23 protein-coding genes and 4 tRNA genes are annotated in these 23,074 nt (G+C 60.9%); 14 read left to right on the forward strand and 13 right to left on the reverse strand.

The window, feature by feature from the left end; translation table 11 throughout:
* Nucleotides 1–12 precede the first annotated feature (12 nt).
* Together N8H74_RS27275 and thiO are read left to right on the forward strand one after the other, a co-directional pair.
* Nucleotides 13–411, forward strand: a complete 399-nt coding sequence (locus tag N8H74_RS27275; protein ID WP_262151731.1) for a type IV pilin protein — start codon at nt 13–15, stop codon at nt 409–411.
* A 57-nt stretch (nt 412–468) separates the two neighbouring features.
* Entirely contained in the window at nt 469–1,569 is a 1,101-nt protein-coding gene (thiO, locus tag N8H74_RS27280) for a glycine oxidase ThiO (protein WP_262151733.1), read from the forward strand.
* 103 nt (nt 1,570–1,672) lie between these two features.
* On the opposite strand, the gene N8H74_RS27285 is transcribed toward thiO, so the two are convergent.
* From N8H74_RS27285 to N8H74_RS27300, 4 genes are all read right to left on the reverse strand, one after another.
* The gene (locus N8H74_RS27285) at nt 1,673–3,019 is read right to left on the reverse strand and encodes a sigma-54 dependent transcriptional regulator (protein WP_262151735.1); all 1,347 of its coding nucleotides are present in this window, start codon (nt 3,017–3,019) and stop codon (nt 1,673–1,675) included.
* Nucleotides 3,016–4,605: an ATP-binding protein gene (locus N8H74_RS27290; protein ID WP_262151794.1), complete on the reverse strand. Its 1,590-nt coding sequence runs from the start codon at nt 4,603–4,605 to the stop codon at nt 3,016–3,018. Before N8H74_RS27290 ends, N8H74_RS27285 begins: the two co-directional genes overlap by 4 nt.
* A complete protein-coding gene (locus N8H74_RS27295) occupies nt 4,595–4,828 on the reverse strand; it encodes a PP0621 family protein (protein ID WP_262151737.1) in 234 nt (77 codons plus the stop codon). The genes N8H74_RS27290 and N8H74_RS27295 overlap by 11 nt, the downstream gene beginning before the upstream one ends.
* 125 nt (nt 4,829–4,953) lie before the next feature.
* Nucleotides 4,954–5,970: an outer membrane protein assembly factor BamD gene (locus tag N8H74_RS27300; RefSeq protein ID WP_262151739.1), complete on the reverse strand. Its 1,017-nt coding sequence runs from the start codon at nt 5,968–5,970 to the stop codon at nt 4,954–4,956.
* A gap of 151 nt (nt 5,971–6,121) precedes the next feature.
* Between N8H74_RS27300 and rluD the strand changes: the two genes are divergently transcribed.
* From rluD to N8H74_RS27340, 8 genes are all read left to right on the forward strand, one after another.
* Nucleotides 6,122–7,084, forward strand: a complete 963-nt coding sequence (rluD, locus tag N8H74_RS27305) for a 23S rRNA pseudouridine(1911/1915/1917) synthase RluD (protein WP_262151741.1) — start codon at nt 6,122–6,124, stop codon at nt 7,082–7,084.
* Nucleotides 7,081–7,803: a peptidoglycan editing factor PgeF gene (pgeF, locus tag N8H74_RS27310; protein ID WP_217830040.1), complete on the forward strand. Its 723-nt coding sequence runs from the start codon at nt 7,081–7,083 to the stop codon at nt 7,801–7,803. The genes rluD and pgeF overlap by 4 nt, the downstream gene beginning before the upstream one ends.
* Before the next feature lie 125 nt (nt 7,804–7,928).
* Nucleotides 7,929–10,493: an ATP-dependent chaperone ClpB gene (gene clpB, locus N8H74_RS27315; RefSeq protein ID WP_262151743.1), complete on the forward strand. Its 2,565-nt coding sequence runs from the start codon at nt 7,929–7,931 to the stop codon at nt 10,491–10,493.
* 296 nt (nt 10,494–10,789) lie between these two features.
* Nucleotides 10,790–10,865 (forward strand) — tRNA-Asn (locus N8H74_RS27320).
* A gap of 9 nt (nt 10,866–10,874) precedes the next feature.
* Nucleotides 10,875–10,951, forward strand: a tRNA-Pro gene (locus N8H74_RS27325).
* 5 nt (nt 10,952–10,956) lie between these two features.
* A tRNA-Lys gene (locus tag N8H74_RS27330) sits at nt 10,957–11,032 on the forward strand.
* 94 nt (nt 11,033–11,126) lie between these two features.
* A tRNA-Pro gene (locus N8H74_RS27335) sits at nt 11,127–11,203 on the forward strand.
* A gap of 166 nt (nt 11,204–11,369) precedes the next feature.
* Nucleotides 11,370–12,995 (forward strand): methyl-accepting chemotaxis protein, encoded by a 1,626-nt coding sequence (locus tag N8H74_RS27340; RefSeq protein ID WP_262151745.1) that lies wholly within the window; start codon nt 11,370–11,372, stop codon nt 12,993–12,995.
* Nucleotides 12,996–13,069: 74 nt separating this feature from the next.
* On the opposite strand, the gene N8H74_RS27345 is transcribed toward N8H74_RS27340, so the two are convergent.
* The 4 genes from N8H74_RS27345 to N8H74_RS27360 all read right to left on the reverse strand — a co-directional run bounded on the left by N8H74_RS27345 (nt 13,070) and on the right by N8H74_RS27360 (nt 16,065).
* On the reverse strand, nt 13,070–13,477 hold the full coding sequence (locus N8H74_RS27345) for an EF-hand domain-containing protein (RefSeq protein ID WP_217830037.1): 408 nt from the start codon (nt 13,475–13,477) through the stop codon (nt 13,070–13,072).
* 293 nt (nt 13,478–13,770) lie between these two features.
* On the reverse strand, nt 13,771–15,069 hold the full coding sequence (locus N8H74_RS27350) for an NAD(P)/FAD-dependent oxidoreductase (protein WP_217830036.1): 1,299 nt from the start codon (nt 15,067–15,069) through the stop codon (nt 13,771–13,773).
* Between the two features lie 60 nt (nt 15,070–15,129).
* A complete protein-coding gene (locus N8H74_RS27355; protein ID WP_007909875.1) occupies nt 15,130–15,303 on the reverse strand; it encodes a DUF3094 domain-containing protein in 174 nt (57 codons plus the stop codon).
* Nucleotides 15,304–15,438: 135 nt separating this feature from the next.
* Nucleotides 15,439–16,065: a DUF1780 domain-containing protein gene (locus N8H74_RS27360; protein WP_003228301.1), complete on the reverse strand. Its 627-nt coding sequence runs from the start codon at nt 16,063–16,065 to the stop codon at nt 15,439–15,441.
* Between the two features lie 106 nt (nt 16,066–16,171).
* Between N8H74_RS27360 and N8H74_RS27365 the strand changes: the two genes are divergently transcribed.
* Entirely contained in the window at nt 16,172–16,861 is a 690-nt protein-coding gene (locus N8H74_RS27365; RefSeq protein ID WP_262151748.1) for an energy-coupling factor ABC transporter permease, read from the forward strand.
* Between the two features lie 65 nt (nt 16,862–16,926).
* The gene (locus N8H74_RS27370; RefSeq protein WP_007959584.1) at nt 16,927–17,142 is read left to right on the forward strand and encodes a hypothetical protein; all 216 of its coding nucleotides are present in this window, start codon (nt 16,927–16,929) and stop codon (nt 17,140–17,142) included.
* Between the two features lie 6 nt (nt 17,143–17,148).
* On the opposite strand, the gene yacG is transcribed toward N8H74_RS27370, so the two are convergent.
* Genes yacG through pilB form a run of 5 tightly spaced genes read right to left on the reverse strand, consistent with a single transcriptional unit; the run spans nt 17,149 to nt 21,760 of the window.
* A complete protein-coding gene (yacG, locus tag N8H74_RS27375) occupies nt 17,149–17,349 on the reverse strand; it encodes a DNA gyrase inhibitor YacG (RefSeq protein ID WP_217830034.1) in 201 nt (66 codons plus the stop codon).
* On the reverse strand, nt 17,346–17,969 hold the full coding sequence (gene coaE, locus N8H74_RS27380) for a dephospho-CoA kinase (RefSeq protein WP_217830033.1): 624 nt from the start codon (nt 17,967–17,969) through the stop codon (nt 17,346–17,348). The genes yacG and coaE overlap by 4 nt, the downstream gene beginning before the upstream one ends.
* The gene (locus N8H74_RS27385) at nt 17,966–18,838 is read right to left on the reverse strand and encodes an A24 family peptidase (RefSeq protein ID WP_262151751.1); all 873 of its coding nucleotides are present in this window, start codon (nt 18,836–18,838) and stop codon (nt 17,966–17,968) included. The genes coaE and N8H74_RS27385 overlap by 4 nt, the downstream gene beginning before the upstream one ends.
* Nucleotide 18,839: 1 nt before the next feature.
* The gene (locus N8H74_RS27390) at nt 18,840–20,057 is read right to left on the reverse strand and encodes a type II secretion system F family protein (RefSeq protein WP_217830031.1); all 1,218 of its coding nucleotides are present in this window, start codon (nt 20,055–20,057) and stop codon (nt 18,840–18,842) included.
* 2 nt (nt 20,058–20,059) lie between these two features.
* The gene (gene pilB, locus N8H74_RS27395; RefSeq protein WP_262151753.1) at nt 20,060–21,760 is read right to left on the reverse strand and encodes a type IV-A pilus assembly ATPase PilB; all 1,701 of its coding nucleotides are present in this window, start codon (nt 21,758–21,760) and stop codon (nt 20,060–20,062) included.
* Nucleotides 21,761–21,988: 228 nt separating this feature from the next.
* Between pilB and N8H74_RS27400 the strand changes: the two genes are divergently transcribed.
* Both N8H74_RS27400 and N8H74_RS27405 read left to right on the forward strand, forming a co-directional pair.
* A complete protein-coding gene (locus N8H74_RS27400; RefSeq protein ID WP_217830029.1) occupies nt 21,989–22,405 on the forward strand; it encodes a pilin in 417 nt (138 codons plus the stop codon).
* A gap of 299 nt (nt 22,406–22,704) precedes the next feature.
* Nucleotides 22,705–23,067, forward strand: a complete 363-nt coding sequence (locus N8H74_RS27405; protein WP_262151755.1) for a BON domain-containing protein — start codon at nt 22,705–22,707, stop codon at nt 23,065–23,067.
* Nucleotides 23,068–23,074: the final 7 nt, after the last annotated feature.

Genomic DNA, 23,074 nt, shown 5'->3' on the forward strand with positions numbered 1-23,074 from the left:
GAGAGTTGAGGCATGCGCAGATCAAACCGGGGTTTCACCTTGATCGAAATCATGATCGTGATTGCGATCATTGGTATCGTCATCACCATCGGCTATCCAAGCCTCACCGAATACGTGAAGAAGGGGCGTCGTGCCGAAGTCGTTTCGGTGTTGTCGGAGCAGGCGCAGATTCTCGAACGCTACTACACGAAGAACAACACCTACACCAACGCCACCGGCCTGAGCGCAGGGACTGACTTCTATACCATCACGCCGACCATCACTGACCAGACTTACCTGCTGACCGCGACCCGCAAGGCTGGCGCGATGGCCACCGACAAGTGCGGGGATTTCACCCTCACCAACACCGGGGTCAGAAGCATGAACAACGCGACAACCGGGCTGACCACCAAGGATTGCTGGGGCCGCTGAGCCGCTTTTATTCGGGTGCCTTTTGCGCCCACTGTCTTTTTTACGGTTGGATCTAACATGACCAGGCAACAGCAAGTGGTGATCGTCGGTGGCGGAGTGATTGGCCTGCTCACCGCGTACAACCTCGCCTCCGAAGTACGCAGCGTGGTGCTGCTGGATCGTTCGAATGTCGGCCAGGAATCGTCCTGGGCCGGCGGTGGCATCGTTTCTCCTTTGTATCCGTGGCGCTACAGCCCGGCGGTCACGGCACTGGCGCACTGGTCGCAGGATTTTTATCCACAGCTCGGCGAGCGGCTGTTTGCCGATACCGGCGTCGATCCTGAAGTGCATACCACCGGCCTGTATTGGCTGGACCTGGATGACGAGGCCGAGGCGCTGGCCTGGGCCGCGCGGGAAAACCGTCCGCTGCGGGCTGTGGATATCTCGGCGGCGCATGATGCGGTGCCGGTGCTCGGTGGCGGATTTTCCCGGGCGATCTACATGGCCGATGTGGCCAACGTGCGCAATCCGCGTCTGGTGAAATCGCTGAAAGCAGCCTTGCAGGCATTGCCGAACGTGACGATTCACGAGCAGTGCGAAGTCAGCGGATTTGTCCGTGACGGCGATCAGGTTGTCGGCGTGGAAACCTCTCAGGGCCAGATCACTGGCGATCAGGTGGTATTGACCGCCGGGGCCTGGAGCGGCGAACTGCTCAAGACCCTGGGCCTGACATTGCCGGTCGAGCCGGTGAAAGGGCAGATGATTCTCTACAAATGCGCGGCGGATTTTCTGCCGAGCATGGTGCTGGCGAAGGGGCGTTATGCGATCCCGCGTCGTGACGGGCACATTTTGATTGGCAGTACGCTGGAGCACGAAGGCTTCGACAAGACGCCAACCGACAACGCACTGGAAAGCCTCAAGGCCTCGGCGGTGGAGTTGCTGCCGGCGCTGGCACAGGCTGAAGTGGTGGGGCACTGGGCGGGTCTGCGCCCCGGTTCGCCCGAGGGGATTCCCTATATCGGTCGTGTTCCTGGATTTGATGGACTGTGGTTGAACTGCGGGCATTACCGCAACGGGCTGGTGCTGGCGCCAGCCTCGTGCCAGTTGTTCGCCGATGTGATGCTGGGCCGGACGCCGATCATCGATCCGGTGCCGTATGCGCCGGCCGGGCGGATCTAGGCGGCCAGTATTCTGGCGATTGGCCGATTGCTTTCGCGAGCAAGGTCGCTCTCACAGGCGTTGCGTTTAACCTGGGGGAGCGACCTTGCCTGCGAAGGGGCCTTCAATCCAGCCCCAGTTTCTTCAGTCGATAGCGCATCGACCGAAACGAAAGACTCAACCGCTGCGCCGCTGCCGTACGATTCCAGCGGGTTTCTTCCAGTGCCTGCAGAATCAGTTTGCGCTCGACGTTCTCCAGATAGTCCTCCAGGTTGTCGATCTGCGTCAGATCGGCAATCCCGCCATCGGCTGCACAATTACCCTCACTCAGGCGTAGGTCCTCGGCTTCGATCGTGCGGTTTTCGCACAGGGTGTAGGCGCGTTCGAGAACGTTCTCCAATTCCCGCACGTTGCCCGGGAAACGGTAGTTCTTGAGGGCTTCGAGCGCTTGCGGATGCAAGCGCGCCACTGCTTGGCCGGTGCTGGCGGCGAGACGTTTGAGCATGTGGTCAGCCAGCGCCTCGATATCGTCACGACGTTCGCGCAGGGATGGCACGCGCAGTTCAATCACGTTCAGCCGGTAATAGAGGTCCTGGCGAAAACGCTCGGCGGCCACTTCGGCTTCGAGATCCTTGTGCGTGGCGCACAGGACCCGCACATCGACCACGGTTTCCTGCTGACCGCCGACACTGCGCACGGCTTTTTCCTGGATCGCCCGCAGCAGTTTGACCTGCATCGACAGTGGCAAGTCCGCCACTTCGTCGAGGAACAGCGTGCCTCCATGGGCGGCCTGGAACAGGCCCGGCTTGTCCTCCACGGCGCCGGTGAAGCTGCCTTTGCGATGACCGAAGAACTCACTTTCCATCAGTTCCGAGGGGATTGCGCCGCAGTTGACCGGGACAAACGGCTGGCTGGTGCGAGGACCCTGCTCATGAATCAGGCGCGCCACCAGTTCCTTGCCGCTGCCGGACTCGCCGCTGATGTACACCGGCGCCTGGCTGCGGGCAAGTTTGTCGATCTGTTTGCGCAGGTTGCGCATCGGCGGCGAGTCGCCGAGCAGCCGTCGGTCGATCGAGGTGCATACGCCGCCGGCTGCCGGCATGCGCAGCGCGCTGGCAACCAGTTCACGCAGGCGCGTCAGATCCACCGGTTTGGTCAGAAAGTCGAACGCGCCGGCCTTCAGGGCGTTGATTGCGGTTTCGAGACTGCCGTAAGCGGTGATCATCGCCACCGGCAGTTGTGAGTGACGTTGCTGAATGTGCTGGACCAGTTCCAGCCCGGTTCCGTCGGGCAGGCGCATGTCGGTCAGGCACAGGTCGAAACGCTCCCGTTGCAGCAGCGCCCGGGCTTCGCCGAGATTGCGTGCACTGAAGGTATCGAGTTTCATCCGTCCCAGGGTGATTTCCAGGAGTTCGCGAATGTCCGGTTCGTCGTCGACGATGAGGATTTTTTGCCGTGGGCTCGTGTTCAACTTTGTTTCCGTCCGTGAGCAAAGGTGATGCGAAAGCAGCCGCCGCCTTGGCGTGGTTTGAAGTCTAGGCGCGCCTGGTTGCTTTCGCACAGCTCACGGGACAGATAAAGCCCAAGGCCGGTGCCCTGGCTGCTGGTGGTGAAGAACGGTTCGAACAGATGCGTCTGCTGATCCAGCGGCACACCGGGGCCGTTGTCCTGCACTTCGAGCACCGCCAGCTGGCTCGCGGGGTCGATGAACAGCGCCAGCCAGACCTCGGCCCGGTCATGCAGCAGGGCGCTGTGGCGCCAGCCGTTGCGTAACAGATTGTCGAGAATCTGCGTCAGTTGGTTGGGATCCATCAGGGTGCGGAAATCACCCGGTTCGATCCGCAGGTGGATCTGCTGGTGCTCGGTGGCCTGTTCGCGGCTGTCGGCGACGAAATCCTCCAGCCATGGCTTGAGATCCAGCCGTTGCGGCGCACTCTGCTGACGGCGGGACAGTTGCAGGACGTTTTCGATCACTCGGTTCATGCGCTGGGAATGGTCTTGGATGATCTGCGTCAGACGCCGATCCGCGCCGTCGAGTTCCTCCGATTCCTGCAATAGCTGGGCGGCATGACTGATGGCACCCAGCGGGTTGCGGATCTCATGGGCAATGCCGGCGGTCAGGCGCCCGAGCGCGGCGAGTTTCAGTTGCTGGGCCTGCTGGGCGATTTGCGCGAGGTCTTCGAGAAATACCAGGGTCTGCCGGTTGGGACTTTGCTCCAGAGCGATAAAGCTGGGTTGCAGCTCAAGGCCGGTGCCAGCGATTTTCAGGCTCTGAGGGCGCAGGCTGGGGTTGTTCAGCCACAGTTGCAGGCGTTCGACCAGCGCCGTGGAGTAATCGTCGATCAATCGGCCTTCAAGGTGTGATCGCCCAAGCAGGGCCTTGGCGCTGTGGTTGGCCAGTTGCACCCGGCGTTGCTCGTCGAGCACCAGAATGCCGGTGCGCATGCGTTGCAAAATCAGTGCGTTGAGCGCTTCGAGGCCGACCACTTCGCTGGCGCGCTGCTCGGCCAGGGTTTCACTGACTTCCACGCGGCGGATCAACCCTTGCACCAGCAGGGATGCAGCGAAACACAAGGCGCCGAGGGTGCCGGCCTGCAGGTAATCGTTGGCGCTCAGGGGGTGGCTGAAACCGAGCAGGAAACTCAGCCCGACAATGCCCAGGGCGCCAATCGCCGCGATCAACAGGCCGATGCGCCGACGCAGCAGGGTATTGCTGATGGCGACCGAGGCAATCAGCAAATTGCCGATGGCACTGGCGACACCCCCGGCTGCGTAGAACAGGCCGGACAGCAGCAGGATGTCGATCAGCGCCAGGCCGAATAACTGCGTCGGGCGGCGGATGTTTTCGAGGAACACCACCAGCAGAATGTTCAGCACCAGATACAGCCAACTGCCATTGCGCAGCAGGTCGTCGTCGGCCGAGGTCAGCAGGCGGTTGTCCATGTTGCTGGAAATCAGCAACACCAGGGTGATGCCGACGCTCAGGCGGTAGAGGTGATAGAGGCGCAGCAGACGCTGAGCCTGTTTGCTGTTGGCGTCGGTGGCCTCAGCGATCACTGGAACCGGGGCCTTGCTCAAGGTGAGCCTGGCTGCAATACCACTGTTGTTGAAGGTTCAGCGCGCGGTCGCGGGGCAGGTGTACGCCGCAGTGGGCGCAGCGCACCATGGGGGCGGCGTCTTGCTCGCTCGGCGGTTGGGCGGACGAGGCGGGCGCCTTGAATTTGCGCCACAGCCACAGCGCGGCGGCAATCAGGGCAATCCAGAACAGTAAACGAAGCATGATGGGCGGCTTTTTGGCTAATGATTCGGCAGTTTAGCCAAGGTCCGGACAAGCGCACAGCCCAATAAGATGCGGTAATAAAAAAGGGAGATCCGAAGATCTCCCTGTTCATGTCGCTGGCGTTATCAGTCGAACAGACCGAAGGTCATGTAGCTGAAGAACGAGCGGTCGTTGTTGCTGGATTCCGCCTCAGGCTCCGGGATCACGTCGCCGTTCTCGTCTTTCGGCTTGAGCTCGTTCGGGATCGCGTCTTTCGCGTCCTGGAACTGCTTCTGCACGTCCTGGTTGGCGCGGGTTTCTCCCGGCGGCAGCGGCGGACGGGATTCGATCAGGCCCAGGGTGGCCTTGCTCAGCCACGAACGGTTGTCGGCCTCGGCCACCGACGGCACGAATTGGCCATCCTGCAGGCTCGGGTGGTTCGGGTAGTTGAGCTTCAGGGTTTCCAGACTGGTGGCCGCCAGTTCGTCCAGATGCAGACGCTGGTAGGCTTCGGTCATCACCGCCAGGCCGTCGCCGACCGAAGGGGTTTCCTGGAAGTTTTCCACTACATAGCGGCCACGGTTGGCGGCGGCGACGTAGGCCTGACGGGTCAGGTAGTAGTCGGCCACGTGGATTTCGTAGGCAGCCAGCAGGTTGCGCAGGTAGATCATGCGCTGCTTGGCGTCCGGCGAGTAGCGGCTGTTCGGGTAGCGGCTGGTCAGCTGGGCGAACTCGTTGTAGGAGTCGCGGGCGGCACCCGGGTCACGCTTGGTCATGTCCAGCGGCAGGAAGCGCGCCAGCAGGCCGACGTCCTGGTCGAAAGAGGTCAGACCCTTGAGGTAGTACGCGTAATCCACGTTCGGATGCTGCGGATGCAAACGAATGAAACGCTCGGCGGCGGACTTTGCAGCCTCGGGCTCGGCGTTCTTGTAGTTGGCGTAGATGAGTTCCAGCTGTGCCTGATCGGCGTAGCGACCGAACGGATAACGCGATTCCAGAGCCTTCAGCTTGGCAGTGGCGCTGGTATAGCTGCTGTTATCCAGGTCGTTCTGAGCCTGCTGGTACAGCTCGGCTTCGCTCAGGTTTTCGTCTACGACTTCCTTCGATGAGCAAGCAGCGGTCAATGCGAGGATGGCGATCAGCAGCAGGTGTTTCACTTGCATGGCGGCTTGCGTCCCTATGACGGCCGCTGTCTTGGGCGGGGCCGTCCTGTTATGATGAGCGCCCCGTTGAAAAGCCTCGGGGCAAAAGACGCCGTATTTAACCACAAGCGCGCAGCCGAAACCAAAGGCTGTGCCGACGCCCAGTCCGAGCATGTCCGATAAAATTGAACTTCGCGCAGAGGTGCCGTCCGATTTGGGCGGCCAACGCCTCGATCAAGTCGCCGCCCAACTCTTCGCAGAGCACTCCCGCTCGCGCCTTTCCGCCTGGATCAAAGAAGGTCGCCTGACTGTGGACGGCGCGGTCATCCGCCCGCGCGACATCGTGCATGGCGGTGCCGTCCTTGAACTGACCGCCGAGCAGGAAGCCCAGGGCGAGTGGGTCGCCCAGGACATCGAGCTCGACATCGTCTATGAAGACGACGACATCCTGGTGATCAACAAGCCTGCGGGCCTGGTGGTGCATCCGGCCGCCGGCCACGCTGATGGCACGCTGCTTAATGCCCTGCTGCATCACGTGCCGGACATCATCAATGTCCCGCGCGCCGGTATCGTCCATCGTCTGGACAAGGACACCACCGGTCTGATGGTGGTGGCCAAGACCATTCAGGCGCAGACAAAACTGGTTGCACAATTGCAGAGCCGCAGCGTCAGCCGGATCTACGAGTGCATCGTGATCGGCGTGGTCACCGCCGGGGGCAAGATCAACGCCCCGATCGGTCGTCACGGTCAGCAGCGCCAGCGCATGGCGGTGATGGAAGGTGGCAAGCCTGCCGTCAGCCACTATCGCGTGCTGGAGCGCTTCCGTTCCCACACCCACGTTCGCGTGAAGCTGGAAACCGGCCGGACCCACCAGATCCGCGTACACATGGCCCACATCAACTTCCCGTTGGTCGGCGATCCGGCATACGGCGGTCGTTTCCGCATTCCGCCGGCCGCGAGCCAGACCATGGTCGAATCCCTCAAGCACTTCCCGCGTCAGGCCCTGCACGCGCGATTCCTCGAGCTGGATCATCCGACCACCGGTGAGCGCATGAGCTGGGAATCGCCGCTGCCGGAAGATCTGGTCTGGCTGCTGACCCTGCTCAAGCAGGATCGCGAGGCATTCGTCGGATGAACTGGCTGACGCCGGACTGGCCTGCGCCGGCCAGCGTCAAGGCCTGTGTCACCACCCGCGAGGGCGGCGTCAGCGAGGCGCCGTTCGACAGCCTCAATCTCGGCGATCATGTCGATGATCTGCCGCAGGCGGTTGCCGAAAACCGTCGGCGGCTCACTGATCATTTTTCAATCAAGCCCGCCTGGTTGCAGCAGGTCCACGGCATCACCGTGGCTCATGCCGACCCGGGCGTGGTCGCGACCGCCGACGCCAGCTGGACCGCCACGCCGGGCATTGCCTGTGCGGCGATGACGGCGGACTGCCTGCCGGCCTTGTTCTGCGACCGCGCCGGTACTCGCGTTGCCGCCGCCCATGCCGGGTGGCGTGGTCTGGCGGCCGGAGTGCTGGAGGCTACCCTCGACAGCCTGCAGGTGCCGGGCGAAGAGGTGCTGGTCTGGCTCGGCCCGGCCATCGGTCCACAAGCCTTCGAGGTCGGCCCGGAAGTGCGGGAAGTCTTCGTCGACCAACTGCCGGAAGCGGCGACGGCTTTCGTCCCGAGCCAAAACCCCGGCAAGTTCATGGCCGACATCTATACGCTGGCGCGCCTGCGCCTGGCGGTTCGCGGTGTCACGGCAGTGTATGGTGGCGGTTTCTGCACCGTCAGCGATCCGCGCTTCTTCTCTTACCGCCGTGCCTCACGCACCGGTCGGTTCGCCTCCCTGGTCTGGCTCACCCGCTAGACTGATCTGCATCAAACGTCTGCCGCTTGAATCTTCCAGAATCGACCGCATCTATAGCGGTATCTGGCAGGTTTCTTCATTCAGGATGGTTCTCAGGTCCGGCCTGCTCAAAAGGAAGGTGACCCATGCGTATAGACCGTTTAACCAGCAAACTACAGTTAGCCTTGTCCGACGCCCAATCCCTGGCCGTCGGCCACGATCATCCGGCCATCGAGCCGGCGCACTTGATGCAGGCCATGCTTGAGCAGCAGGGCGGTTCGATCAAGCCCCTGCTGATGCAGGTCGGCTTTGACGTCAACAGCCTGCGCAAAGAGCTGACCAAAGAGCTCGATCAATTACCGAAAATCCAGAACCCGACCGGCGACGTCAACATGTCGCAGGACCTGGCGCGCCTGCTCAATCAGGCCGATCGCCTGGCCCAGCAGAAGGGCGACCAGTTCATTTCCAGCGAGCTGGTATTGCTCGCCGCCATGGACGAGAACAGCAAGCTCGGCAAGTTGCTGCTCGGCCAGGGCGTGAGCAAGAAGGCGCTGGAGAACGCGATCAACAACCTGCGCGGCGGCGAGGCGGTCAATGACGCCAACCACGAAGAGTCGCGTCAGGCCCTGGATAAATACACTGTCGACCTGACCAAGCGCGCCGAAGACGGCAAGCTCGATCCAGTGATCGGCCGTGATGACGAAATCCGCCGCACCATTCAGGTTCTGCAGCGCCGCACCAAGAACAACCCGGTGCTGATCGGTGAACCGGGAGTGGGCAAGACCGCGATCGCCGAAGGCCTGGCGCAACGGATCATCAACGGCGAAGTGCCGGATGGCCTGCGCGGCAAGCGGCTGCTGTCCCTCGACATGGGCGCGCTGATTGCCGGCGCCAAGTATCGCGGCGAGTTCGAAGAGCGCCTGAAAGCGCTGCTCAACGAACTGTCGAAGCAGGAAGGGCAGATCATTCTGTTCATCGACGAACTGCACACCATGGTCGGCGCCGGCAAGGGCGAAGGCTCGATGGATGCGGGCAACATGCTCAAACCGGCCCTGGCCCGTGGCGAGTTGCATTGCGTCGGTGCGACCACGCTCAACGAGTACCGCCAATATATAGAGAAGGACGCGGCTCTCGAGCGGCGCTTCCAGAAAGTGCTGGTGGACGAGCCGAGCGAGGAAGACACCATTGCGATCCTGCGTGGCCTCAAGGAGCGCTACGAGGTTCACCATAAAGTGGCGATCACCGACGGCGCGATCATCGCGGCGGCGAAGCTTAGCCATCGCTACATCACTGACCGGCAGTTGCCGGACAAGGCCATCGACCTGATCGACGAAGCGGCCAGCCGCATCCGTATGGAAATCGACTCCAAGCCTGAAGTGCTGGATCGTCTGGAGCGCCGCCTGATTCAGTTGAAGGTGGAATCCCAGGCACTGAAGAAAGAAAGCGACGACGCGGCGAAGAAACGTCTGGAAAAACTCCAGGAGGAAATCGACCGCCACGAGCGTGAGTATTCGGATCTGGAAGAAGTCTGGAACTCGGAGAAAGCCGAGGTGCAGGGTTCTGCGCAGATTCAACAGAAGATCGAACAGTCCCGCCAGGAACTGGAAGCCGCCCGCCGCAAGGGCGACCTGAACCGCATGGCCGAACTTCAGTACGGGGTGATCCCGGATCTGGAGCGCAGCCTGCAAATGGTCGACCAGCACGGCAAGAGCGAGAACCAGTTGCTGCGTAGCAAGGTGACCGAAGAGGAAATTGCCGAGGTCGTGTCGAAGTGGACCGGCATCCCCGTGTCGAAAATGCTCGAGGGCGAGCGCGACAAACTGATGAAGATGGAAAGCCTGTTGCATCAGCGCGTGATCGGGCAGGACGAAGCGGTGGTGGCGGTGGCCAACGCAGTACGGCGCTCGCGCGCAGGGTTGTCGGACCCGAATCGTCCGAGCGGCTCGTTCATGTTCCTCGGCCCGACCGGTGTCGGTAAAACCGAGTTGTGCAAGGCGCTGGCCGAGTTCCTTTTCGATACCGAAGAGGCGATGGTGCGGATCGACATGTCCGAATTCATGGAGAAACATTCCGTGGCGCGGCTGATCGGTGCGCCACCGGGATACGTCGGTTATGAAGAGGGCGGTTATCTGACCGAAGCGGTACGGCGCAAGCCTTACTCGGTGATCCTCCTGGATGAAGTCGAGAAGGCCCACCCGGATGTGTTCAACATCCTCCTGCAAGTGCTGGAGGACGGCCGCCTGACCGACAGCCACGGGCGCACGGTGGATTTCCGCAATACCGTGATCGTCATGACCTCCAACCTGGGCTCGATGCAGATCCAGGAGCTGGTCGGAGATCGTGAGGCGCAGCGTGCGGCGGTGATGGATGCGATTTCCACGCACTTCCGTCCGGAATTCATCAACCGGGTCGACGAAGTGGTGATCTTCGAGCCGTTGGCGCGGGATCAGATTGCCGGCATCACCGAGATCCAGCTGGGCCGTCTGCGCAGCCGTCTGGCCGAACGCGAGCTGAAGCTGGAACTGAGCCCGGAAGCAATGGACAAACTGATTGCCGTCGGTTACGACCCGGTCTATGGCGCACGGCCGTTGAAACGGGCGATCCAGCGCTGGATCGAGAACCCATTGGCGCAGTTGATCCTGTCGGGGCGTTTCCTGCCGGGCGAGACTGCTCAGGGTGTCGTGGAGAACGACGAGATCACATTCAACTGATACTCGACGGTGTAAAAACAGGAAGGCCTCGCTTTGCGAGGCCTTTTTTTCGTTAGGCTGTTGAACTCTAAGGAAAAGGCTTGTAAAGTGCGCCCCGCAGTCAGTCACCCACAAGGTTTCAGCTCACTGGGCAGAAATCTGAAATAAGTTGCAAATCATTAACTTGAAAGCGATTTAGGGGGTTGACAGAGGTGTTCTAGGTTGTAGAATAGCGCGCCTCAGACACACGAACGCAGCGATGCGAACGGGTGGCGGAGGTGAGGCAAGCCTCACAGTTGTAACTTGAAATATGTTGTTCCGTGATAGCTCAGTCGGTAGAGCAAATGACTGTTAATCATTGGGTCCCAGGTTCGAGTCCTGGTCACGGAGCCAATTTCAAACCGGGGTATAGCGCAGTCCGGTAGCGCGCCTGCTTTGGGAGCAGGATGTCAGGAGTTCGAATCCCCTTACCCCGACCATTTTTGGGTCGTTAGCTCAGTTGGTAGAGCAGTTGGCTTTTAACCAATTGGTCGTAGGTTCGAATCCCACACGACCCACCATTTTTGAAACCAGTTAGCGCTGGAATCGAATCTTAAGATCAGAGGCCAAAAGCGCTGATCGAGGAAGGCGACTGAAAGGTCGCCTTTTTTTTACCGGGGTATAGCGCAGTCCGGTAGCGCGCCTGCTTTGGGAGCAGGATGTCAGGAGTTCGAATCCCCTTACCCCGACCATATTAAAAATCCTCGTATCGAAAGATACGGGGATTTTTTTTGTCCCGAAAAAAGTGAAGTTTCATTCAAGTCATCGTACAACATGCCGATAGCCCGCTAACAAAAGGGGCCTGCCGGGTCATTCGCCCCTTTGAATCTGGCCATTACAAGAAAAAGGGCGTTCTTCATGTTGCTTCGTCAGTTGAATATTGCTCCCCGTGCCGCACTGGGTTTCGCCCTGATCGCGGTGCTGGTGGCGTTGCTCGGGGTGTTTTCGCTGGGGCAGATGTCGAGCATCCGCGACAGCGAAGTCGCGGTGGAAACCCAATGGCTGCCCAGCATCCGTGGGGGCGACGAGATCCGCGAGATCATGTTGCGCATCCGCACCATCTCCTTGCGCATGGCGCTGGATCCCGATCCGAAGAACGTCGCCACTTACCGCAGCCAGATGGACACCCGTGACAAGGAGTTGAGCGAGAAAATCGCTGCCTACGACAAACTGGTGGTCACCCCCGAAGGCAAGCAGATATATGACCAGTTCAAGAAAACCTTCGCCGCCTACCGTTCCGGCATCGCCCAATCCTTTGTCCTCGCCGAGCAGGGCAAGCGTGACGAGTTGACCAAGCTGCTGCTGGTCGACATGAAGACCGTGGTCGACGGTTCCGGCAAGCAGCTCAGCGACCTGGCGGATCTGTTCGCCAAACAGGTCGCCGCTGAGAGCGAGAACTCCGCTGCCCACTACGCAACCTCTCGCACCATCGTCAGCCTGTTCATTGCCCTGGCGGCGCTCGCCACCGTGGCTCTGGCGATGTTGCTTACGCGCAGCATCGTTCGCCCGCTGAGCAACGCCGTGAGCGCAGCCGAGAGCGTGGCGAACGGCGATCTCACCCGGCCCATCGAAACCCAGGGCAATGACGAGGTCAGCCGTCTGCTCAAGGCGTTGGCGACCATGCAACAGAATCTGCGCGAAACCCTGCAGGGCATCAGCGGTTCGGCCACGCAACTGGCGACTGCCGCTGATGAACTGAATGCCGTGACCCTCGACAGTACTCAGGGGCTGCAGCAACAGAACAACGAGATCGAGCAGGCGGCGACCGCCGTCAACGAGATGACCACCGCCGTGGAAGAGGTCGCGCGCAATGCCGTTTCGACCTCCGATGCAACCCGGCAGTCCAGCGAGTCGGCGCATCTGGGGCAGGAGCGCGTGAGTGAAACCGCCAGCGCGATCAATGCCCTGGCCAGCGACGTGGAGCACACCGGCGGGTTGGTGCAGGCACTGGCGAACCAGTCTCAGGACATCGGCAAAGTACTGGATGTGATTCGCGCCATTGCCGAGCAGACCAACCTGCTGGCGCTCAATGCGGCGATCGAGGCCGCGCGTGCCGGGGAAAGCGGGCGTGGTTTCGCGGTGGTTGCCGATGAGGTGCGCGCGCTGGCGTATCGCACGCAACAATCGACGCAAGAGATCGAGCAGATGGTGCAAGGCATGCGTAACGGTTCGAGCCTGGCGCTCGATTCGATGCAGGCCAGCGCTTCGCGGGCCGCCACCACGCTGGTTCTGGCCGAGCGCGCCGGCGAAGCGTTGCAGACCATCACGGCTTCGGTACACGAGATTCATGAACGCAATCTGGTGATCGCCAGCGCCGCCGAAGAACAGGCGCAAGTGGCGCGGGAAGTGGATCGCAATCTGGTGAACATTCGCGATCTGTCGGTGCGCTCTGCAGCGGGTGCCGATCAGACCAGTGCCTCCAGCCACGAACTGTCGCAACTGGCCAATGCCCTGCAAGGCCTGGTACGGCGCTTCCAGTTGTAACTTCGGCCGATGTGAAAAAGCCGCGCCTTTCGAGAGAAAGCCGCGGCTTGGTTTTTTCCGGAGCTGAAAGGCAATCAGGCGCCGTCTTGATCTTTCAGATGTTCAAACAGGCCTTTGGGCATTTTCTTGCCATTGGCTTCGAAGTTGGCTTTGACGTTGTTGTACGCCTCTTGCTCGTCGATAAAGCCGTCGTGGTTGGTGTCGATCTTGTCGAAGTCGGACTTCGGCGCGACTTTCAGGAATTCGGCACGGGAGACTTTACCGTCGCCATCGGTGTCGGTTTTGGCCATCGACGCATCGCCGCATTTGCCTTCACCACATTTGCCTTCCGGGGTTTTCACCGAAGTTTCCGCCGAGGCGACCATGTAGCCCTGGGTCAGCGGCTGCGCGGCGAACACCGAGCCCGAGAGCATCAGGCCACCGGCCAGGACAGCGCCGACCAGGCCAATGGAGTTCTTGGTAGGTTTCGAAGTACGGGACATTGCATTCTCCTTCGGTTGCACAGCGCAACCACGCGTTTGGGATTAGCCGGAGCCGTTGTGCTCGGGTGTGGCCATTAGGCGGGGGCGGTGTATCGCGTCTGTGTCGTGCAGCGGGGGAGTTTGTAAGCGAAGGTGGGAAAGGTGGGGCGGGATACAGTAGGAAACAGATCTTCAGGGTTTGTGCTGTTCAAACAATGGTGCGAACAGGGTTGCTCGCGAATGCAGGGGGCAGGCAATTCATTGCTGTCTGCCCCGGCGCTTTGGCGAGCAACCCCGTTCCCACGGGGTTTACATCAGTGCAGCTTCAGGCGTGGCTCGGTGCCGCGTCCGATCTTGCTGCCCAGCATCAGCATGGCCGTGCGGAACGGTCCGTACAGCGCCATCTGGTGCATGCGGTACAGCGACACGTAGAACATCCGCGCCAGCCAGCCTTCGAGCATCACGCTGCCGGTCAGGTTGCCCATCAGGTTACCCACGGCGGAGAAACGTGACAGCGAAATCAGCGAGCCGTAGTCGGTGTACTTGTACTCCGGCAGGGACTTGCCCTCGATGCGCAGTTTCAGCGATTTGGCCAGCAGCGACGCCTGTTGGTGCGCGGCTTGCGCGCGTGGCGGCACATTGCGGTCGGAACCGGGTTGCGGGCACGCGGCGCAGTCGCCGAAGGCGAAGATGTTTTCGTCGCGGGTGGTCTGCAAGGTCGGCAGCACTTGCAGTTGATTGATGCGATTGGTTTCCAGACCGTCGATGTCCTTGAGGAAACCCGGCGCGCGAATACCGGCGGCCCAGACTTTCAGGCTGGCCTTGATTTCGTTGCCGTCGGCGGTGATCAGGCTGTCGGCGGTGACTTCGCTGACCGACGCGTTGGTCATCACGTTGACCCCGAGTTTCTCCAGGGTCTTGTGGACCGGACCGCTGATCCGCTCCGGCAGGGCGGGCAGCACCCGTGGCCCGGCTTCGATCAGGGTGATGTGCATGTTCTCCGGTTTGATCCGGTCGAGGCCGTAGGCCGCCAGTTCATGTGCGGCGTTGTGCAGTTCCGCCGCCAGCTCGACCCCGGTCGCACCGGCGCCGACGATTGCCACGCTGATCTGCGCGACATCGTCGTTCTGTCCGGCGTGAGCGCGCAGGTAGTGGTTGAGCAGCTGCTGGTGGAAACGCTCGGCCTGTTTGCGGGTGTCGAGGAACAGGCAATGCTGCGCCGCGCCCTGGGTGCCGAAGTCGTTGGTGGTGCTGCCGACCGAAATCACCAGCGAGTCGTAAGGCACTTCCCGCGCCGGTACGAGTTCGACGCCGTTTTCGTCGTAGGTGGCGGCCAGCTGGATTTTCTTCTGTGCGCGATCGAGCCCGCTCATGCGCCCGAGCTGGAACTCGAAGTGGTTCCATTTGGCCTGGGCGACATAGTTGAGTTCGTCTTCGGAAGAGTTCAGCGATCCGGCGGCCACTTCATGCAACAGCGGTTTCCAGATGTGGGTCAGGTTGGCGTCGACCAGCATCACGCTGGCAATGCCACGCTTGCCCAGAGTCTTACCCAGACGGGTAGCCAACTCCAGACCGCCGGCGCCGCCGCCGACAATGACAATACGATGGGACATGGGGATAACTCGCAAGGCTAAAAGAAATCGGTGCGGTCACCCGAGCGAGCGCGATGCTGCTCATAGCGTCAGGTAACTGATAAATCGGCTCAACAGGCCCAGACCAATGGTCACTGCCAGTACCAGCACCAGGAGCATCCACGGCCGGAAAGGCCGGCGCTCGACACGGTGTTGGGACAATTGCAGGTACTCTTCGACATGCTTCTGGTCTTCGGGGTTCAGGCGGCTGGTCATAAAGGCCTCGTCAGGGATAGACGTTGCTGAATGCGCAGACGTTACAGCGTTTTGTCTGCGGGCGTTGAACGGCGCATGTCATCCGGGCGAATGATTGCGCTTTTGTAACATCCGGCCGGCAATCGCGCCATCCTGCTAGAGGCTGATACCGACGTCGAACACGATGCTGCGGCCCAGGTTGCTGCGCAGAAAATCCGGTGCATCCGGATGGGCGAACAGCACGCGGGCGAACGTCGGGCCGACCAGCGACAACGAGCGCCAGCCCTGACGCAAATATTCGGTCGGCGGTGGAAAGTGGCTGTTCAGATCCAGCACTTCGCGCTTGAGGCTGGCGAAGGCGATGATGTCCAGCTCCCCCAGATCCATGCCGCGCTCCTTGTAGTTGTGCGCTTTTTTACGCAGGGTCGGCGCCAGTCTGAGCAGGAATTCATTGGCCGGAATTCGCCGTGGCTTGGCTTCGCGCCGCACCAGTTGGCTGAGGGAAAACGCACTGCGCCGGCGTTGCAACTCGTCGCGCCATTCGTCGTTGAGGCGTCGCCCCTCATCGAGCACGAAAAACACTTCGAAATTGGCATCACGGAACAACACGTCCGGCGGCTCCCCGGCGGGGGCGAATTCGTCGGCGCGGTACGGAATGTTCAAGCCTTGCAGCAGGCGCTGGCAGACCCAACGCTCACGCTCCCATTTGCGGGCATTGGACAGGAACGCGTTGGCTTGCTCGGCCGCGATGGTCAGCAGGCGTAGGTAATCTGAGTCATCCATAGGCCCAAGCTTAGCGTTCAAATGCGACAAGCAGAAAATTTGCGCAGGCGTGCGGTGTAGACTGCGACGAATCACCCCCGTAAGGGGTGTTGGTCACGGAGGAGTCATGATCGGTGCTGAACTGCTGTCGTCCACGAGCCTGATCCTGGGCTGGCTGATCTACCTGCCAGTGCTGGTCTGGGCGGTCTGTCGCGCGCCGTGGGTCGAATTGTTCAGTGACAATCGGCGTCAGCATTTGTTGTTCGGGACGGTATTTGCACTGTTTCTGTTGTGGCTGGTGCGCAGGGATTTCGATACCGGTGTGTCTTACCATTTCATCGGCATGACGGCGGTGACGCTGTTGCTCGACTGGCCACTGGCAATCGTCGGTGGGTTGGTGGCGCAACTCGGCCTGGTACTGCTCGGGCGGCAGGATCTGGCGGCCCTCGGGGTCAACGGGACGTTGTTCATTTTGCTGCCGGTGTTGATCACTGAATGCCTGGCGATTCTGGTCGAGCGGGCGCAGCCGCGTAATCCGTTTGTGTATATCTTCTGTTCCGGGTTCTTTGCCGCCGCGCTCTCGGCGTTGCTGTGCCTGACGTTGAGCTTGACCCTGTTGTGGTATGACGGCCTGTTCGCCATGCCCGAATGGCTGGAGGACTTCATCGGTTACCTGTGGCTGCTGATTTTTCCCGAAGCGTTCATCAACGGCATGGTGGTCAGCTCGCTGGTGGTGTTTTGCCCGGAATGGCTGGAGACCTTCAACCGCACCCGCTACCTTTCGGCGCCTTGGAAAGACGACGATCGCGATTCTTGATCCACATCAATCACACCGCGCGCGCGGCATTTCATGCTCGGCCAAATCCCTTCAGGAGCAGCGACATGAGTGTTTACGAGTGGGCGAGGCAGGAAACCCGGCAAAGTCTGGAGATGGCGCAGGAGGTGGGGTTCGATCCGGGCCTGAGCCTGCGCGCCTTGCTCAGTGCGGTGGTGCAGCAGAGCAAGGCGGTGCGCAACGCCGAAGACCTGGCCGACGAGTTGCGCTTTCTGGCGGAAAACCTCGACGACGATCAGGACTACGGCTTCATGCGGCCCTGAGCGGGATCAGTGGCGCGGGTCGAAATCGCTGGAAAACAGTTCGTCTTCGGCATCCGGGGCGACCGGAATCTTGTGATCTTCGGCAGCCCAGGCACCGAGGTCGATCAGCTTGCAGCGATCCGAGCAGAACGGGCGGAATGTGTTCTCGGGAATGAATTCCACCGGCGCGCCGCAGGTCGGGCAGTTGACGGTTGGGGTCTGGCTCATGATCGGCCTCCACTTAAAGTCAGGTAAAAATCGTGCAGACGCTCGACCTCGCCGTGCAGCCAGGCGAGGTCGCGGTCGTTGACCACCACGTCATCGGCATGGCTCACGCGGTCTTCGCGGCTCGATTGCGCCTTGAGGATCGCCTGAACCTGCTGCTCGCTGGTCTGGTCACGTTGCAGGGTGCGTTCGATCTGCAATTGTTGCGGGGCGTCGATCACCAGGATCCGTTGGGTCATCGCGTATTGCCCGGATTCGATCAACAGCGGCGAAACCAGAATCGCGTAAGGCGATTTTGCCTGCGCCAGGTGATGAGCGATTTCCTCGGCGATCAACGGATGCAGCAAGGCTTCGAGCCAGCGCCGCTCTTGCGGCACTTCGAAAATCAGTTTGCGCAGGGCCGCGCGGTCCAGTGTGCCGTCGGCCTGCAAGACGCCGGGGCCGAAATGCTCGGCGATTTTCGCCAGCGCCGGGCGCCCCGGTTCGACCACCCAGCGCGCCGCGTGATCGGCGTCGACCACATGGATGCCGAGGTCGATGAAGTGCTGCGCGGCCGCGCTTTTGCCGCTGCCAATGCCGCCGGTCAGGCCGAGAATCCAGGGTTTTTCCACAGGGGTATTCATTTCAAACCGACAAACTGCCAATAGAAGTCGGTTATTTGACCACCCCAGAGCAAGGCAATCCAGCCGGCAATTGCCAGATAGGGACCAAAGGGGATGGGCGTCGATGTGTTCTGCTCGCGCAGCTTGAGCAAAATCACCCCGAGAATGGCCCCCACCAGCGATGAGAGCAGGACGGTCAACGGCAGGATCTGCCAGCCGCCCCAGGCCCCCAAGAGGCCCAGCAGCTTGAAGTCGCCGTGACCGATGCCGTCCTTGCCGGTCAGCAGTTTGAACAGCCAGAACACCGACCACAGCGCCATGTAACCCGCCACCGCGCCCCACAGCGCCTCATGCAGCGAGACGAACACCCCGAAGCTGTTGACGATCAGCCCCAGCCACAGCAGCGGCAGCACCAGCACATCGGGCAGCAATCCGACGTCGATGTCGATCAGGCTCATCGCCAGCAAGCCCCAGGTCAGGACGATCAACAGGCAGGCGGCCCAGCCGAAACCCAAATGCCAGGCAATGAAGGCCGAGAGCAGGCCGCAGGCCAGTTCGGTCAGTGGATAACGCTTGCTGATCGGCGCGGCGCACGCCGAGCAACGTCCACGCAACCACAGGTAACTGAGCAGCGGAATGTTTTCCCACGCGCGGATGCGGTGGGCGCAATGCGGGCATTGCGAATGCGGCAGCATCAGGTTGTAGGTGGGCTGTGGCGTGTCGCCGGGCAGACCGAGGACATCACGGGCCTGCTGGCGCCAGTCGCGCTCAAGCATTTTCGGCAGGCGCCAGACCAGCACGTTGAGGAAGCTGCCGACCACCAGCCCTACGAGCAGGGCGGTGAAGACAAAAGCCAACGGATACACACTGAAGAGTTCGTCGACAGGCATGTCAGATCGCTGAGCCGAGTTGGAAGATCGGCAAGTACATCGCCACCACCAGCCCGCCGACGATCACCCCGAGTATCACCATGACGAACGGCTCCATCAGGCTGGTGAGGTTGTCGACCATGTTGTCCACCTCGTCCTCGTAGAAACCCGCGACCTTGTCGAGCATCTCGTCCAGCGCGCCGGACTCTTCGCCGATCGCGGTCATCTGCACCGCCATGTTCGGAAAGACGCCGGTGGCGCGCATCGAAAAATTCAACTGCATGCCGGTGGCGACATCCTGCCGGATCCGCTGCACCGCCCGCTTGAACACTACGTTGCCGGTGGCGCCGGCCACCGAGTCCAGGGCTTCCACCAGCGGCACCCCGGCGGCGAACGTGGTCGACAGGGTACGAGCGAAACGCGCCACGGCGGACTTGTACATCAGCGTGCCCACCAGCGGCAGTTTCAGCAGCCAGGCGTCACGACGGTCGCGCAGGGGCTGGGAGGTTTTCAGCGCATGGCGCGTGCCGAAAAACGCCGCCACCAGGGCGCCGAGGATCGCCCACCACCATTGCTGCATGAACTCCGAGAGACTGATCACCATCAGGGTGAAGGCCGGCAGCTCGGCACCAAAACCGGAGAACACCGACTGGAACTGCGGCACCACTTTCACCAGCAGGATCCCGGTCACGACCGCCGCCACCAGCACCACGGCCGTCGGGTAGGTCATGGCTTTCTTGATCTTGGCCTTGAGGCTCTCGCTCTTTTCCTTGTAGGTCGCGACCCGTTCCAGCAGGGTGTCGAGGGCACCGGACTGCTCGCCGGCATCCACCAGGTTGCAATACAGTTCATCGAAATACTGCGGTTTCTTGCGCAGTGCCGCCGCGAAGCTGTTACCGGCGGCGACCTCCTGTTTGACCTCGTCCACCAGCTTGCGCATCGCCGGGTTTTCAAAGCCTTCGCCAATGATGTCGAACGACTGCAAGAGCGGTACGCCGGCCTTCATCATCGTTGCCATCTGCCGGGTGAACAGGGCGATGTCCTGGGCCTTGATGCGTTTGCCGAAACTGAGCAGTGAGGCGGATTTCTTGCGTACCTTGCCCGGATTGATGCCTTGCTTGCGCAGTTGCGCCTTGATCAGTGCCGGGTTCTGCCCGCTCAACTCGCCAGTGACCTTGCTGCCTTTCCTGTCCGTGCCTTCCCAGGCGTAGACGCTGATTTTCGCTGCCTTGACCGCCATGTTCAGTCCTTGGTGACCCGGTTGATTTCCTCAAGGCTGGTGATGCCTTGCATGGCCTTGTGCAGGCCGGCGGTGCGCAGGTCGTTGAAGCCGTCCCGGCGCATCTGGGTATCGATTTCCAGCGCATTGCCTTCGGCCATGATCAACCGTTGCAGCTCGGCGGTATTTTTCACCACTTCATAAATCCCCACGCGGCCCTTGTAACCGCCGTTGCAGTGATCGCAACCGGCGGGTTCATAGATCGTGAAGCTGCCGATGCGTTCCTCGGGGAAGCCTTCCCTGAGCAGTGTCTCGGGAGGGATCTCGATGGGCTTCTTGCAATGGCTGCACAATTTGCGCGCCAGGCGCTGGGCGATGATCAGGCTGACCGAGGTGGCGATGTTGAAGCCCGGAATGCCCATGTTGTGCAGGCGGGTCAGGGTTTCCGCCGCGCTGTTGGTGTGCAGGGTCGACAGGACGAGGTGACCGGTCTGCGCGGCCTTGATCGCAATTTCGGCGGTTTCCAGGTCACGGATCTCGCCGACCATGATCACGTCCGGGTCCTGACGCAGGAACGAGCGCAGGGCCTGGGCAAAGTCCATGCCCTGGCGTGGATTGACGTTGACCTGATTGACGCCTTCCATGTTGATCTCCACCGGGTCTTCGGCGGTGGAAATATTGATGTCGACGGTGTTGAGGATGTTCAGGCCGGTGTACAGCGAAACGGTCTTGCCCGAGCCGGTCGGGCCGGTGACCAGGATCATGCCTTGTGGCTGCTTGAGCGCGGCGAGGTACAGCTCCTTCTGCTCCGGCTCGTAGCCGAGGGCGTCGATGCCCATTTGCGCGCTGGTGGGGTCGAGAATCCGGATCACCACTTTTTCACCCCACAGGGTCGGGAGGGTGTTGACCCGGAAGTCGATCGACTTGCTCTTCGACAGGCGCATTTTCAGGCGTCCGTCCTGGGGTTTGCGGCGTTCCGAAATGTCCAGGCTGGCCATGACTTTCAGGCGCGCGGCGATACGGCTGGCCAATTGAATCGGCGGCCTGGCGACTTCGCGCAGGATGCCGTCGGTGCGCACCCGCACCCGGTAGTTTTTTTCGTAGGGCTCGAAGTGCAGGTCGGACGAGCCGCTCTTGATCGCGTCCAGCAGCATCTTGTGGACGAAACGCACCACCGGCGCATCGTCGGCGTCGAGCCCGCCGATGGCGTCCTGTTTGTCGTCGTCGATGGATTCGATGTCCAGCCCGTCGAGATCGACGTCGGCCATGTCTTCGAGGCCGCTGGCGTGGGTGTCGAAGAATTTTTCGATGGCGTCGGTGAGCTTGTCGTCCTCGACCAGAATGGCTTCGGTGCTCAGCCCGGTGCTGAACTGAATGTCGTTGATCGCCTGATGATTGCTTGGGTCGGAGATGCCGACGAACAATTTGTTGCCGCGCCGCCAGAGGGGCAGGGCGTGATGCTGGCGCACCAGTTTTTCACTGACCAGGCCCTTGGGCTGGGTTTCCTTGTCCAGGCAGTTGAGATCGAGGAAGGCCACGCCGAAATGCTCCGACGCGATCTCGGCGACCTGCCAGCTCTTCACCAGTTTGTTCTGTACCAGATAGCTGACCAGCGACAGGCGATTGCGCTGGGCCTGTTGCCAGGCTTGCTGGGCGCTTTTTTCCGTCAGCAGTTCGGCCTGCACCAATCGTTTGGCCAGACCGCTCAGAGCGATGTCATTCATGGGAATCCCGGACGCAGACAGTTCATGACTTATAGCCTAGTCAAGTGACAGCGCCAAACACCCTCGGTGCAGGTGACAAAAAGTGTCAGATAGTGCGGTTGCAGGTTGTAGGAAACCGCCACTCAGTGGCGCCACGCCCAGCAGACGCGGCTTGCAGCCGGTTGGCATGGGCTGTGCTGAGCCCTGTTCAGATCATGAGACTTCGACTCATGCATGGAGAGCCTGTCTATGAACAACCAAAAAGGTTTCACTCTGATCGAACTGCTGATCGTCGTCGCGATCATCGGCATTCTGGCCACTGTGGCATTGCCGCAATACTCCAAGTACCAGGCGCGGTCGAAAGTGACGGCGGGGCTGGCCGAGATTTCGGCGATGAAAGTACCGTATGAGGATGTCATCAATGCCGGTACGGCTCCCACCACGGCCAACACCGGGCCTGGTGGTGCAGCGGCCACCAGCAACTGCACGCTGACCGTGACGGGTACGGCGGCCACCGGTGCTGGCACCATCGTCTGCACATTGGTCAATGCGCCGGCACCCGTGCTGAGCAAAACCATTACCTTGACCCGCGATGCCACCAACGGCTGGACTTGCACCAGCACCGCCGCTCAGGACTACCTGCCGAAGCAATGCACCGGCGTTTGATCTGACTGCGAAACACCCCGCCCCGCCGATTCTGGCGGGGCTTTTTTTTGCCTGACATACCGCAATGAAAAGTCCTGAGGATTCATGGCCTTAAGCCGCCAGGGCAAATCTGCAAGTTGCATGCAGATTATTCGGTGCTCGTGCAATTTGCATGATTCCGAAAATTCGTTATTTTTATAACTTGTTGATTTATATGAATTTATTTCGATGTTCAAAGTTGGCACAGCGTTCGCAATATCTCTCGTAACCCTGCTGAAAAGAAATCCAGCAGACTTTCCAGAAAAACAGGAGTTACTCGTATGAAGAAGTTCGCTATCACTGCCGCTGCTGCTACCGCGCTGACCCTGACCCTGACCATGGCCACCGGTGCGTTTGCACAATCCACCCAGGCAACCCAGGCGCCGATGACCCTGGCTGCCGGTGAAATGACCAAGGCCAAAGAAGCTACTTCCGACACCTGGATCACCACCAAAGTCAAAAGCGATCTGGTTACCGAAAAAGGCATTCCAGGCACTGACATCAAAGTAGAAACCAACAAAGGCGTCGTTTCCCTGTCCTCCACCGTTGCCATCACCGAGGCTCAGAAAACCACCGCCGTGGCCATCGCCAAGAAGATCAAAGGCGTCAAGGCCGTTTCCGCCGACGGCCTGAAAGCCGAGTAAGGCAAGA

Source organism: Pseudomonas sp. B2M1-30 (assembly GCF_025447575.1).
GTDB classification, from domain to species: domain Bacteria; phylum Pseudomonadota; class Gammaproteobacteria; order Pseudomonadales; family Pseudomonadaceae; genus Aquipseudomonas; species Aquipseudomonas botevensis.